General features: G+C 66.7%; 13 protein-coding genes. 8 read left to right on the plus strand and 5 right to left on the minus strand.

Annotation, left to right across the window (positions count from 1 at the left end; translation table 11 throughout):
- Positions 1-57: 57 nt before the first annotated feature.
- Genes ubiA through C8J25_RS11685 form a run of 3 tightly spaced genes read left to right on the plus strand, consistent with a single transcriptional unit; the run spans position 58 to position 3163 of the window.
- A complete protein-coding gene (ubiA, locus tag C8J25_RS11675) occupies positions 58-999 on the plus strand; it encodes a 4-hydroxybenzoate octaprenyltransferase (RefSeq protein WP_107954604.1) in 942 nt (313 codons plus the stop codon).
- Between the two features lie 9 nt (positions 1000-1008).
- Complete coding sequence (locus tag C8J25_RS11680; RefSeq protein WP_107954605.1) at positions 1009-2355, plus strand: TldD/PmbA family protein; 1347 nt, start codon at positions 1009-1011, stop codon at positions 2353-2355.
- Positions 2356-2398: 43 nt separating this feature from the next.
- Positions 2399-3163 (plus strand): 3'(2'),5'-bisphosphate nucleotidase CysQ, encoded by a 765-nt coding sequence (locus tag C8J25_RS11685; protein WP_107954606.1) that lies wholly within the window; start codon positions 2399-2401, stop codon positions 3161-3163.
- 13 nt (positions 3164-3176) lie between these two features.
- Here the strand turns inward: C8J25_RS11685 and C8J25_RS11690 are convergent, their stop codons facing one another.
- The 4 genes from C8J25_RS11690 to C8J25_RS11700 form a co-directional block, all read right to left on the minus strand.
- On the minus strand, positions 3177-4310 hold the full coding sequence (locus C8J25_RS11690; RefSeq protein ID WP_244187039.1) for a hypothetical protein: 1134 nt from the start codon (positions 4308-4310) through the stop codon (positions 3177-3179).
- Between the two features lie 230 nt (positions 4311-4540).
- Positions 4541-4711 carry a hypothetical protein gene (locus C8J25_RS20750; RefSeq protein WP_167397711.1) on the minus strand — a complete coding sequence of 57 codons (171 nt, stop codon included), beginning with the start codon at positions 4709-4711 and terminating at the stop codon, positions 4541-4543.
- A gap of 4 nt (positions 4712-4715) precedes the next feature.
- Positions 4716-5423: a hypothetical protein gene (locus tag C8J25_RS11695; RefSeq protein ID WP_107954607.1), complete on the minus strand. Its 708-nt coding sequence runs from the start codon at positions 5421-5423 to the stop codon at positions 4716-4718.
- A 5-nt stretch (positions 5424-5428) separates the two neighbouring features.
- Entirely contained in the window at positions 5429-6640 is a 1212-nt protein-coding gene (locus C8J25_RS11700) for a toxic anion resistance protein (RefSeq protein WP_107954608.1), read from the minus strand.
- 152 nt (positions 6641-6792) lie between these two features.
- Here C8J25_RS11700 and C8J25_RS11705 point away from each other — a divergent pair, with 152 nt between their 5' ends.
- The 3 genes from C8J25_RS11705 to typA all read left to right on the plus strand — a co-directional run bounded on the left by C8J25_RS11705 (position 6793) and on the right by typA (position 11078).
- Positions 6793-7806, plus strand: coding sequence for a zinc-binding alcohol dehydrogenase family protein (locus tag C8J25_RS11705; RefSeq protein WP_107954609.1), 1014 nt, complete (start codon positions 6793-6795; stop codon positions 7804-7806).
- A 358-nt stretch (positions 7807-8164) separates the two neighbouring features.
- Positions 8165-9142: a DUF2268 domain-containing putative Zn-dependent protease gene (locus tag C8J25_RS11710; RefSeq protein ID WP_107954795.1), complete on the plus strand. Its 978-nt coding sequence runs from the start codon at positions 8165-8167 to the stop codon at positions 9140-9142.
- Between the two features lie 91 nt (positions 9143-9233).
- Positions 9234-11078, plus strand: coding sequence for a translational GTPase TypA (gene typA / locus C8J25_RS11715; RefSeq protein ID WP_056051990.1), 1845 nt, complete (start codon positions 9234-9236; stop codon positions 11076-11078).
- 427 nt (positions 11079-11505) lie between these two features.
- Here typA and C8J25_RS11720 read toward each other — a convergent pair whose 3' ends face one another.
- Positions 11506-12162 carry a L,D-transpeptidase family protein gene (locus C8J25_RS11720; protein WP_244187040.1) on the minus strand — a complete coding sequence of 219 codons (657 nt, stop codon included), beginning with the start codon at positions 12160-12162 and terminating at the stop codon, positions 11506-11508.
- 224 nt (positions 12163-12386) lie between these two features.
- Here C8J25_RS11720 and C8J25_RS11725 point away from each other — a divergent pair, with 224 nt between their 5' ends.
- Positions 12387-12791 carry a hypothetical protein gene (locus C8J25_RS11725; RefSeq protein ID WP_056066696.1) on the plus strand — a complete coding sequence of 135 codons (405 nt, stop codon included), beginning with the start codon at positions 12387-12389 and terminating at the stop codon, positions 12789-12791.
- 108 nt (positions 12792-12899) lie between these two features.
- Positions 12900-13220: a DUF3297 family protein gene (locus C8J25_RS11730; RefSeq protein ID WP_056066699.1), complete on the plus strand. Its 321-nt coding sequence runs from the start codon at positions 12900-12902 to the stop codon at positions 13218-13220.
- Positions 13221-13418: the final 198 nt, after the last annotated feature.

Consider the following 13418-nt stretch of genomic DNA (forward strand, 5'->3'; position numbering starts at 1 on the left):
CTCGACCCTAGCCGGTGAAGGCTTGCGCGCCAAACCGCGTCTTCCTACGCCTCCGCCATGCAGACCAAGCCGAGCCACGTGGAAATCGTCCCCGACAGCGAACACCGAGGGTTGGTCGGCCGCCTCCCGCCAACTCTCCGCGGCTTGGCCCTCCTCGCCCGCTTTGACAGGCCGATCGGCTGGTGGCTGCTGTTCTGGCCCGGCGCGTGGGGCGTCGCGCTCGCCGGTGGCGCAGTCGAGCGCTGGGACCTGATCCTATGGCTCCTGCTCGGCAGTATCGCGATGCGTGGCGCAGGGTGCGTCTTCAACGACATCGTCGACCGCGACCTCGACGCGCAGGTCGCCCGCACCCGCGCGCGGCCGATCCCGAGCGGCCTCGTCTCGATCAAGCTCGCCTGGATCTGGCTCGTTGCGCTCTGCCTGATCGGCTTTGCGGTCCTGCTGCAACTCACTTTCTTCGCCGCGATCGTCGCCCTCGCCAGCCTCGCCCCTGTCGCCGCCTATCCGTTCATGAAGCGCATCACCTGGTGGCCGCAGGCGTGGCTCGGCATCGTCTTTTCCTGGGCGCTGCTAGTCGGCTGGAGCGATATCGCCGGCGCGCTCGATACGCCGATGTGGCTGCTCTACGCGGGTTCGATCGCGTGGGTGATCGGCTACGACACGATCTACGCGCTGCAGGACCGCGAGGACGACGCGATGATCGGCATCCGCTCCTCCGCGCTTCGCATGGGTACGCATGTGAAGGCTGGCGTCGGCATCTTCTACGTCGCCGCCGTCGCCTTATGGGCCGCAGCCTTCTGGCAAGTCCGCCCCGACCCGCTGGCGATCGCTGCGCTCGTGCCCGTCGCGCTCCACCTCGCGTGGCAGGTCGGTACCCTCAAACCGAACACGCATGAGGGCGCCGGTACCGCCGCACTCGCCCGGTTCCGCGCGAACCGTTTCGCCGGACTGCTGATGTTCCTCGCCTGCGTGGTTGTCGGCACGAGCCTGCATCCTTAAGTCGCTGATATGCTGACCCCAGACCAAGCCCGCGACCGCGCCCACGACATCGTCCAGCGCGCGAGGGCGGCGGGTGCCGATGCCGCCGACGCGGTCTTCGCCGCCGACGCCGCGCTCGACGTGTCGATCCGCCTCGGCAAGCTCGAGGATATCGGCCGCTCCGAAAGCGAGGATCTCGGCCTCCGCGTGTTCGTCGGCCAGCGTTCCGCCAGCGTCTCCACCTCCGACCTGTCGACCGCCGCGATGGATGCGCTGGTCGAACGCGCGGTGGCGATGGCGCGCGAGGCGCCTGAAGACCCCTGGGCAGGTCTGGCCCCCGCCGACCGCCTGCTCCACGGCATCACGCCGATGCTCGGCCTCGACGACGGCGGCGAAGCCAGCCCCGAGCAACTCCGCGACGCCGCGCTCGAAGCCGAAGACGCTGCCCGCGCCGTCCCCGGCGTCTCGAACAGCGAAGGCGGCGGGGCGAGCGCCTCGCGCAGCGTCTGGGCGCTTGCGACCAGCCACGGTTTTGCCGGCGCCTATGCCGTGACCGGCTACGGCGTGTCGGCCAGCGTGCTCGCGGGCGAGGGCGGCGGCATGCAGCGCGATTACGCGCACAGCAGCGCCCGCCTCCGCGCGCATCTCGAATCGCCCGAAGCGATCGGCCGCCGCGCCGGCGAACAAGCCGTCGCGCGCCTAAACCCCGGTCGCCTCGTCAGCGGCCCCACGACGATCGTCTACGACCGCCGCGTCGGCGGATCGCTGGTCGGCCACATGCTGGGCGCGATCTCCGGCCAGGCGATCACGCGAAAAACGAGCTTCCTGCTCGACTCGCTCGGCAGCCAGGTCTTCGCGCACGGCATCACCATCCGCGACGATCCGCACCGCCCGCACGGCCTGCGCTCGCGCCCGTTCGACGGCGAAGGCCTGCCCGTCTCGCCGAGTGACATCATCGAGGACGGCATGCTCGAACGCTGGCTGCTCGACTCCGCCTCGGCGCGGCAACTCGGCCTCGAACCGACCGGCCATGCCGCGCGTGGTGTCGGCGGCGGCCCCGGCATATCGACCAGCAACGTCTTCATGGAGCCGGGCCATGTGCCGCTCGAAACGCTGATCGCCGACATCGAATCGGGCGTCTACGTCACCGAACTCATGGGCGGCGGCGCGAACGGCGTGACCGGCGACTACAGCCGTGGCGCAGCGGGTTTCCGGATCGAGAACGGCCAGATCACCACGCCGGTCGCCGAGTTCACGATCGCCGGCAACGTCAAGGACATGTTCCTCGCAATGACCCCCGCCAACGACCTCGAATTCCGCTACGGCGTCAACGTGCCAACGTTGCGCGTGGAGGGGATGACGGTGGCGAGTGGCTGAGCGGCGGCGCGGGTCCGAGCGGTCCCCTGAGTGGCTGCGCGCAATGGCGGACGCCGTCGCCAAGATCGCCGCGGAGGCCGGTGCGATGGCGCTCGACCGGTTCGACACCGATTTCCAGCGCTGGGAGAAGACTCCCGGCAGCCCGGTCTGCGAACTCGACATCGCGATCGATCGGATGCTCAAGTCCCGCCTGTCGACTCTGCTCCCCGAGGCCGGCTGGCTGTCCGAAGAAACTGCCGACAACGCCGACCGCCTCGCCCATGACCTGCTCTGGGTAGTCGACCCGATCGACGGAACGCGAGACTATATCCGCGCAAGGCCCGGCTGGTGCGTCTCGATCGCGCTGGTCGACCGCGGGCGCCCGGTGATCGGTATCCTCGAAGCCCCGTCGCGCGACGAACGCTGGCACGCGGTGGCCGGGCAAGGCGCGACGCGTAACGGGGTATCGCTCCAAGCTGGCAGTCGCACAGATTTCTCCGGCAGCCGCACCCCGGTCGACGCCCTCCCCAAAGCCGACCGAGACCTCGTCATGGTCCACAAACCCAACTCGATCGCGCTCCGCATAGCGATGGTCGCCGCCGACGAAGCCGACCTCGTCGCCACCCTCCGCTGGGGCAACGAATGGGACATCGCCGCCGCAATCCTCGTCGCGAGCGAAGCGGGGGCGGTGGTGACCGATGCACTTGGTGCGCCGCTGATCTTCAACAAGCCGCGCCCGCAGGCGTTCGGCGTGCTGACCGCGACCCCCGGCATCCATCCCGCTGCGGTCGCGCGCCTGGCGGACCGGGCCCGCGCGATCAACGGCTAACGGCTAGTGCCGGTTAGCGACTTGCCGTCACCGTCGTATCCGGCAGCGTCAGGTCGAGCACCTCCAGTTCGCCGGGGCCAGCCCGTCTATTGATCAGACTGCCAGTAGGCGTTTGATACGTGCCGCGCAGCGAGAACCGCTCGACCCTGTAGACGCCCCGCGCGCCCGCCGCTCCATCCGTACCCGTATAGCGGCGCGCGGATACCTGCTTGACCAGATACCCCGCCCACCCCGTCGACCGCGATCCGCGCAGGATTTCGGCATCGTCGGTCTTGCCATCGGGCTTGATCCAGAACCCGATATCGACCCACTGGATCGAGCCGACATCGGACGAATTGGCCGGCACCGGGTTCCTGAGGTCGAATTTGGCGGCCGCGTCCCGTGCCGCCGCCTCTGCCGTTGGTTCATAGGGAGGGCCCCAGATCAGCACCGGTCGGGTCGAATTGTCGTGGCCGATCTCCCGCACCAACCGGTCGACCTGGCCATCATCGGCACGTTGCGCTGCCAGTCGCAAGCGGACCACCCGCGACACCGATCGAAGCGCGGGGTCGGTCGCGGCGGGTCTCGCCTCGGCTTCGGCGAGAAGGCGAGAGGCCCCGGCGGGATCGTTCCGCGCGTTGGCCAGTTCGGCGCGACGCAATGTCGCCAGCATCGCCAACGTCGCGTTGCCGTCGGCAAGCGCTTGCCGTTCGACCGCGCGATAGGAAAGCTCGGCCGTGCGTCCGTCGCGCAGTGCCAGCCACATGTCGCCGGTGGCGAACGCGGCGGCAGTCACCGCGGGATCGTCGGGTGGCAAATTCTCGCGCAGCGTACGAACCTGTCCACCCACTGCTTTCTTGAAGGCATTCATTTCGCCATCGTGCAGCGACACCGTCGCATAGGCTTCATATAGAGCCGCGACCGGCTTTGGCGCGATCGCGGCATTCTGCTTGTTGCGCGCGACTGCGGCAGCGAGCGTCCGCCTGGCCCGCTGGTAGGCGCCTTGGCGGAATTGCTGTTCGGCAAACGCGATCGAGACCTGCGCATCGCGAAGCGGCGGGCAGCCTTGCTCGACGCAGGTCCGGTATGCTTCGTCCAGACGTTTGCCCGACACGATGATGTCGGGTGTAGCAGCCTGCATCGCCAGCACGAAAAGCAATCCGATCATGGTCCAGCCTCCGGATCTATCAGGCGACATCGTGCATGATTCGGATCAACGATCAAAGTCTAAATTCATCGGGTCTGATTACAGTTTGTGACACGCGCTTGCGCTACTGCGTCCCGTCTCTCTAGTATTCGATATTACCTTCTAGACGGGCGCGCCGCGAGATTGTCGAGGTCGCTCCAATCCAGCCGAGCGCTTCTCATTGAACCACCGCTCGATCCGCGAATTGCCAGCTACCCGAGCACGCGCTTGCCCTTCGTGCGGCTGGTCAGGTGGAACTGCAGGCAGCGGTCGCACCGATAGGCCCTAAGCGGTACGCGTCCGGTTTGCGCTACGACGAGCGCGTCGGCTTCGGAGACGAAGCGCGCCTTGCGGCGGCAGACGCTGAGACGGGTACGCTTCACCCGATCAGTCCTTGTACTTCATCTCCAGGAAGCGACCGCGAGTCGAGAGGTTGTCGAGGTCGCTTTGCGCCAGGCGTGCGGTCATCTCGCCGATTTCCTGTTCGATCAGCTTGAGGCCGTCGACCAGTTCGGCGTCGGGCGAGCGGCCGTTACGCGGAGTGGTGCGGAGCGACGCCGGGACCTTCTCGTAATCCTTGACGAACGCCGGCAATTGCTCGCCGATCAGTTTCCGCACATCGACCGCTTCCTGCGTGTTCGCGTCGAGCGTCGCGAGTTGCGGGGTCAGCGTTTCGAGGCGCAGGCCGATCCGGTCGACCAAAGTCATCGCCGGTGCGGGGAGGGCGGGGCGTTGCGCTTCCAGCCAGCGTTCGGTCTGCGCGGGAAGAGCGCGGATGTCGACTGCCGCGAGCCGCTCGGGCGTAGGCGCGCGTTCCGCTGGCCAGACCGCGAATAGCACCGTGGCGGCGATCAGCAGCGCCATCACCAGCATCGCGCCGCCGATCCCGAGCGGCACGATCCATCCGATCACCATCGCTGCGATCAGGATCGCGACGTCGGCGACCGCGATCCGGGTCAGCCGCTTGCCGATCGCCTGCGTCTGCCTTGCCCGTCCCCGCGATGGCGTGCGTGCGATGACGGTGCCCGTCCGGTCGTCCGAAATGCGCGACCAGGAGGCGCGGGCGCTGGCGATGGCGTCGTCGACTTCACTCACGAGGGTTACATCGCCTCCAGCTTGAACGGGCTGGCGGAAGGTCCGCCCAACTGCCCCTGCGTCGCGCCTTCGGCCCGCGCGATATACCCTCGGGATTTGTCGACCTCGTTCGACAGCGCGCCGACGGTGACCTTCATCGAATCGAGCGCCTTGAGCTTGAAGACGTCGATCGCGTCCATCGTGTCGTAGATATTCTGGAACGCGCGTTGCAGCGTCTCGAGCGGGATCGTCGCCGACGCCGCCTGTTCGTGGATCTGTGCGGTCTGCGATTTGAGCAGCTTGCCGGTCGAATCGATGATGTTGGCCGTGGTCGTGTTGAGCGCGGTGATCTGCTCCAGCACCAGCTTCTGATTGGTCAGCGCCTGCGCTACCGTCACCGCGGTCCGCAACGCCGAGACGGTGGTGGTCGAGGCGCGATCGACGCCCTTCACCAGCTCGACATTGTTCTTCTTGACCAGGTCGAGCGCGAGATAGCCCTGCACGGTGACCGCCATCTGCGTCAGCAGGTCCTGCGTACGCTGGCGCGTGTAGAATAGCGCGGTCTCGCGAATCGCCTTCGCCTTGGCGGGATGGGTGTGGTCGAGGTCGTTCGCGACGTCCTCCAGCTTGGCGTCCATCGTCTTCGACAGATGGATCATTTGCTCGAGCCGGCCCATCGCCGCCCACAAATTGGCGCGCTCGGTATCGATCGCGGCATTGTCCATCAGCAGCTCGTCCTTGCCCGAACCGAGGCTCTTCAGGATCTGCGCGATGTGCGTCTGCGACGATTTGTACCCGTCGAAATAATTGCGCATCTTGCCACCGAACGGGATGATCCCGAACAGCTTCTGCGGCGCGGTGAGGTTGCCTTTCTTGCCGGGATCGAGATCCTCGACGACGCGGCGCAGCTCGGCGAGATCCTTGCCGACTCCGGTCTCCTGATCCATCGCCTTGACCGGGCGATCGAGGAAGCGGTTCGACTGGCCGGCGGCGTCGCGGATTTCCTTCGCGCCCATCGCCGTGATCGCGTCGACGCGCTTGCCGAATTCGGGCGAATTGACGTCCTGCGCGACGAGATCGGTGACGAAGCTCGACACGCGCTCCTCGAGCTGCGACTTCACGCCGGCATCGACGGGGACGAGGCCGGACGCCTTCGCGGCCGCGACCGTGGGCACCGGATCGGGCGGGGTCAGCACCAGGCCAGGCTCTTCCGTCAGCGTGTTCGGGGTCGTCGCCATGCTCGTGTCTCCGTTCGGTGGGGCATCGTGGCTGCAACCCGCCCCGCGTTCAAGTGGCGTATATAGATAATACACTCAGGCTTGCCAACAGCTCTCCTTGAAACCGGTGGGTGGCGTGGACAGCTTGGTCGCGACATCACAGGAGTTCCAGCATGCGCGCCATCGGCTACACCAAGTCGCTCCCGATCGACGATCCGCAGTCGCTCGTCGACCTCGACCTCCCCAAGCCCGAGGCGACCGGCCGCGATCTGCTCGTCGAGGTGAAGGCGGTATCGGTCAACCCGGTCGACACCAAGATCCGCCAGCGTCGCCAAGATCCGGACGGCAAGCCGCAGGTGCTCGGCTGGGACGCATCGGGCGTCGTCGTCGCGGTCGGTGCGGACGTGACCGGGTTCAAGATCGGCGATGACGTGTTCTACGCGGGTGCGATCGACCGGCCCGGTACCAACTCGGAGTATCACCTCGTCGACGAACGCATCGTCGGCCACAAGCCGCAGTCGCTCGACTGGGCGCAGGCGGCGGCGTTGCCGCTGACCTCGGTCACCGCGTGGGAGACGCTGTTCGACCGGCTGGACGTGCGCAAACCCGTCCCCGGCGCGGCGAACGCGATCCTGATCATCGGCGGGGCAGGCGGGGTCGGCTCGATCACGATCCAGCTCGCGCGGCAACTCACCGACCTGACCGTGATCGCCACCGCGTCGCGCGACGAGACGCGGAGCTGGGTCGAAGATCTCGGCGCGCATCACGTGATCGACCACCGCAAGCCGCTCGCCGCGCAGGTCGAGGCGCTCGGGCTGGGGGCGCCGGGGTTCGTGTTCTCGACGACGCATACCGACGAGCACATCGCCGAGATCGGGGAGCTGCTGGCGCCGCAGGGCCGGCTGGCACTGATCGACGATCCGAAGACGCTCGACATCGTGCCGCTCAAGCAGAAGTCGATCTCGGTGCACTGGGAGCTGATGTACACGCGCTCGCTGTTCCAGACCGTAGACATGGGCGAGCAGGGGGTATTGCTCGACGAGGTTGCGCGGCTGGTCGATGCGGGGACGATCCGGACGACGCTCGCGGAGAATTTCGGGACGATCGATGCGGCGAATTTGCGGCGGGCTCATGAGCGGATCGAGAGCCACACAGCGAAGGGCAAGATCGTGCTGGAGGGGTTTTGACGCACCGCGCCATGCCGGGGTTGTACCGTTAACCTAGGCCACCACCCCGGCGAAGGCCGGGGCCCAGTTGGGGGACGTTGCTAACGGGTGGCGGCGAGTCGTTATTGCCGCCTTTCCAACTGGGCCCCGGCCTCCGCCGGGGTGGATAGTGGAGGATGGGACGCTTTAGGTGGTCGCCACCTCACGATCCTCCCCCGCAAGGGGGAGGTGGCAGGCTCTTGCCTGACGGAGGGGGCGGCAAGCGACCACGCCGGATTCGTGTCCTCCCCCTCCGTCCCCTTCGGCGACACCTCCCCCTGGCGGGGGAGGATTGCAATATCCGCTCTGGCGCCCCGGCAAACACGCGATACTCTGCACCATGCTCCGCCCGCTGATCCTCGCGCTCGCTCTCCTCCCCGCGGCCGCCACGAATCGTCCCCCACCAGCCGACCCGCTCACCGCTACGATCCACACCGAAGACGCCGACCGCTTCGCCGCGCTGTTCGCCAAGACCAAGGGCAAGCCCACCGCCGCGCAGCTGAAACGCGACTATCTCGACAAGGGCAGTTTCGGGATCGGCGTCTTCACCCCCGGCCGGATCGTCGACGCGGACAATCTCGCGCGCGCCATCGCCGCCAACCCGACCCGCTACGCGCAGGCGATCAAAACCTGCCTCCCCGCCGCCAAGGCCGCCACCGCCGATCTCCGCGCGATCTATCTCGGCCTCCGCGGCGCGCTCCCCGACGTGAAGCTCCCGCAAGTCTATATAGTCTTCGGCGCGAACACGTCCGGTGGCACCGCCAAGCCCGGCGCGCAGGTGCTCGGGCTCGAAGTTCTGTGCCGGATGTCGCCGACGCCTGAAAAACTGCGCCAGACGCTGCGGCACTTCTTCGCGCACGAGACGGTGCATTCGTTCCAGCAGGACGCCGGGATGACGCTCGCCCGCGACCCGCTGCCCACCGCCATCCTCGTCGAGGGCGCCGCCGACTTCATCGCCCAGCTCGTCACCGGCGAGGAGCCCGACGCCGCCCGCGCCGCCTGGGCCACCCCGCGTGAAGCGGAACTCTGGCGCCAGATGCAGGCCGACATCGCGCTCACCCGCAAGCTCACCGACAAGGACGACCCCGAGGAAGGCTCAGCCGAAGCCAAGGCCTATGCCCGCTGGATCGGCAACTACTCCACGCCGCCTGCCGGCTGGCCGCCCGAACTCGGCTATTGGATGGGGCTGCGGATCTGGCAGCGTTACTATGCCGCCGCACCCGACAAGCACGCCGCGCTGAGGGCAATGCTGGCGGTCCGCGATCCTCGTGCCATTCTCGCCGCCGGAACATACAAGCGCCGCGGAGGTTCCCTCTAAAGGCGACGAAATGCCGCCCGGTCTTCCCGCGGCGCAACAATTACGCTATGGCGCGCGCCAACCCCGTTCCTCGTTTCAAGAGAATACATTCATGAGCCTCCGCAACGTGGCGATCATTGCGCACGTCGATCACGGCAAGACGACGCTGGTCGACCAGCTCTTCCGCCAGTCCGGCACCTTCCGCGACAACCAGCGCGTCGAAGAGCGCGCAATGGATTCGAACGACCTCGAAAAAGAGCGTGGCATCACCATTCTCGCCAAGCCGACCTCGGTCGACTGGACTCCTCCCGGCGAGTCCGAGAGCATCCGCATCAACATCGTCGACACGCCCGGCCACGCCGATTTCGGCGGCGAAGTCGAGCGCATCCTGTCGATGGTCGACGGCGTCGTCCTGCTGGTCGATTCGTCGGAAGGCGCGATGCCGCAGACCAAGTTCGTCACCGGCAAGGCGCTGGCACTCGGCCTGAAGCCGATCGTCGTCGTCAACAAGGTCGATCGCAACGACGCGCGCATCCAGGAAGTGCTCGACGAAGTGTTCGACCTGTTCGTGTCGCTCGACGCCAACGACGACCAGCTCGACTTCCCCGTGCTCTATGCATCGGGTCGCAACGGCTATGCCTCGACCGACATGGACGCGCGCGAAGGCACGCTGATCCCGATGTTCGAGACGATCGTGAAGCACGTGCCCCCGCCCGCCGTGGAAGTCGCCGGCGTGCCGTTCACCTTCCTCGTCACGCTGCTCGACCGCGATCCGTTCCTCGGTCGCGTCCTCACGGGTCGCGTCAATTCGGGTACCGTGAAGACCAACCAGGCGATCCACGCGCTCGATAATGACGGCAAGATCATCGAGACCGGTCGTGCGTCCAAGATCATGTCGTTCCGTGGTCTCGAGCGGGTTCCCGTCGACGAAGCCAAGGCCGGTGACATCATCTCGCTGGCAGGTCTCTCGGTCGCGACCGTGGCCGACACGATCGCCGACATCACGGTGACCGAGCCGCTGCACGCGCAGCCGATCGATCCCCCCACGCTGTCGATGCGTTTTGCCGTGAACGACTCGCCGATGGCGGGCCGCGAGGGCAGCAAGGTGACGAGCCGCATGATCCGCGAGCGCCTGTTCCGCGAAGCCGAGTCGAACGTCGCCGTGAAGGTGACCGAGGCGGCCGACAAGGACAGCTTCGAAGTCGCCGGCCGCGGCGAGCTTCAGCTGGGCGTGCTGATCGAGACGATGCGCCGCGAAGGCTTCGAGCTCGGCATCTCGCGTCCGCGCGTGCTGTTCGGCGAGGACGAGAACGGCAAGAAGACCGAGCCGTACGAGACCGTCATCATCGACGTCGACGAAGAGCATTCGGGCACCGTCGTCGAGAAGATGAACACGCGTAAGGCCGAGCTGACCGACATGCGTCCGTCGACCGGTGGCAAGACCCGCATAACCTTCTCGGCGCCGTCGCGCGGGATGATCGGCTATCACGGCGAGTTCCTGTCCGACACGCGCGGCACGGGCATCATGAACCGGCTGTTCGAGAAGTACGGTCCGCACAAGGGCGCGATCGAAGGCCGCAAGAACGGCGTGCTGATCTCGAACGGTTCGGGCGAGGCGAACAACTACGCACTGGGCCCGCTCGAAGAGCGCGGCATCCTGTTCGTGGGCCACGGCGAGGCGCTCTATGAGGGCATGATCGTCGGCGAGAACGCCAAGCCGGACGACCTCGAGGTCAACCCGATGAAGACCAAGGCGCTGACCAACTTCCGCGCGAGCGGCGGCAAGGACGACCAGGTCCGCCTGTCGCCACCGAAGCGCGCGACGCTGGAGCAGGCGATCGCGTATATCGACGACGACGAGATGGTCGAAGTCACGCCAAAGTCGATCCGCCTGCGCAAGCGCTTCCTCGATGCCAACGAGCGCAAGCGCGCTAGCCGGGCTAAGCAGAGCGCCTGAGGCCAGCAAAGGCGAAGCCGGCTGAGCCTCAGGCGCTCGGCCGGCCTCGCTCAAGCGAGGTCCGACGACGCGGCTTTGCCGTGTCGCGCTGGGCAAAAGATGCAGAAGGGCCGGGGGGAAACCTCCGGTCCTTTTCGTTTTGCGATAAGGCCCGAGGGCAGCACTTACGCTGACGGTAACGCGAGCGGTCAGGGCTCAATAGGTGCACCTCCCCGGCGAAGGCCGGGGCCCAGGTGGAAAGGTCGCAGTAACTCGGCGCTGCCCTTCGTTAGCGACGTCCCCCAACTGGACCCCGGCCTTCGCCGGGGAGGTGCCTGCTGTTGAGACTCAGAGGCGTTCCCAAACTCCTCTCCTACCGGGAGAGGAAGAGACGCCGAAGGCGGCGAAAGGTGAGGGCACGGAGCGCTACCACCCACTACCGCCCCCCTCAGGCAGCAGTAATCCGCCCACCCCGCGCCAACATCTCCCCACTCGTAACGATCACCCGATCCCCCAGCTTAACCTGCTCGAAAATCAGCTTCGCAAAAGCAGTCGGCACCCCAACGCACCCATGCGTAGCGTACTTCCCATCCATCAGCGCGCTGCCATGGATCGAAACCCCATCATTGGTCAGCCGCATCATGTACGGCATCGGCGCCCCGTACAGGTTCGACACATGATGCGCGTCCTTCTGCGTGATCTTGAACACGCCGAGCGGGGTAGGCTTCTCGTCGGCGCCGTAGATCACCGCCGCCGTCCCGATCTCGTACCCGCTGCGAAAGATCGACAAGGTCTGCGCCACCAGGTCGACGGTGATCACGATCGGCCCCTCGGGCACGCCCTCGGTATCCCAGTAATACGCGCCATGCCGCAAAGGCTCCGGCACGTTCAGAACCCGCTTCACGACATACGCATCGGCCGGGTCCTCCGCAGCGACGGCAACGGGCTTTGGCGCCACCTTGGCAACCGGCGTAGCAACGGCAGCCTTGGCCACGCGCGCACCCTCGACCGCCCGCACCTTCACCGGCGACCCGGACAGCGCCAGTCCACCGATCAGCACCGCACTCCCGCCGAGCACGGCAAAGGCGATCGCTCGCGTCGTCATCATCCTGCGCATCGGCGCACCCTATCCGATATTCGTAAACAATGCCCAGCAAGCGCAGCGCCGCCCGCGTCCCCGCACGGGACCACCTCCGCCAGCTATACCGTGGGTTAACAAGCCGTTCCGAACCGGTTCAGGCCGAATCACCTAAAGCCTGAAACACGGTCGGACACTTATGCGTTTGTCCCAAGCGGACCGGGCGTAACTAGTAACGGAGTTCGGAAGAGATGAACGGATTTTTCAAGAAAGCAGGCCTCGGCGTGGCACTCGCCGCAACGGCTCTGACGGCAGCAGCACCAGCCGACGCCCAGCGTTGGGGACGCGGCGGTTATGGGCGCGGCTATGGCGGCGGCTGGCACGGCCATCGTGGCGGCGGCAATGCGGCCGGAGCAGCGGTGCTCGGTGGCATCCTCGGCCTCGGCGTAGGTGCGGCGATCGCCAGCAGCAACAACCGCAACCGCTACTACGACCGCGGTTATTACAATGGCGGCTATTACGCGCAGCCACCGGTGGCGTATTACAACCCGCCGGTCCGCACCTACTACCGCGAGGATTACCGCCCGCGGTGCTGGAACGAGTGGCGCGTCGATCCCTATTATGGCGACCGGGTCTCGGTGCAGGTTTGCAGCTGACCCGATCAGACGATCGCACGGAGGCGTCGGGAGCAATCCCGGCGCCTCTTTTGCGTCCGGTGCCTTTTTTCTGGCGCGCCCCCGGTGCTTGCCGCTAGACGCGCGACCATGACCGACACGCCAAACACCCCCGAGACCGAAGCCGCCGCCACCCCGGCCGCAACCGGCGACACGCCCCCCGATCGCCTGTCGATCAACCAGCGCAGCCCGTTCTTCCAGCAGGACCTGCTCGAACGCGGCATCGGCATCCGCTTCAAGGACAAGGTGCGCCACGACGTCGAGGAATATTGCATCTCGGAAGGCTGGATCCGAGTCGCGCTCGGCAAGAAGGTCGACCGCAACGGCAACGCTCTGACACTGAAGCTGGTCGGGCCTGTGGAGGCTTGGTTCGAGCGTCCGGCAGCGGGCGCGGACACCGACGAGGGCTGATCTCGACGAGGTCGAAGCCTGCCTCCGAACCAAGGCAAGCATGTTTCCCCGCGAAGGCGGGGACCCAGACTGGGCTCCCGCCTTCGCGGGAGAACATGGAAGCGCGGACCATCGCTGCAAGACAGCCGCAACCGTCATCCCAGCGAAAGCTGGGGTATCCCGCTTGGCGGACGCCGCGACCCGAACGGGAGATCCCAG

This window comes from Sphingomonas faeni (assembly GCF_003053745.1).
Lineage (GTDB): Bacteria > Pseudomonadota > Alphaproteobacteria > Sphingomonadales > Sphingomonadaceae > Sphingomonas > Sphingomonas faeni.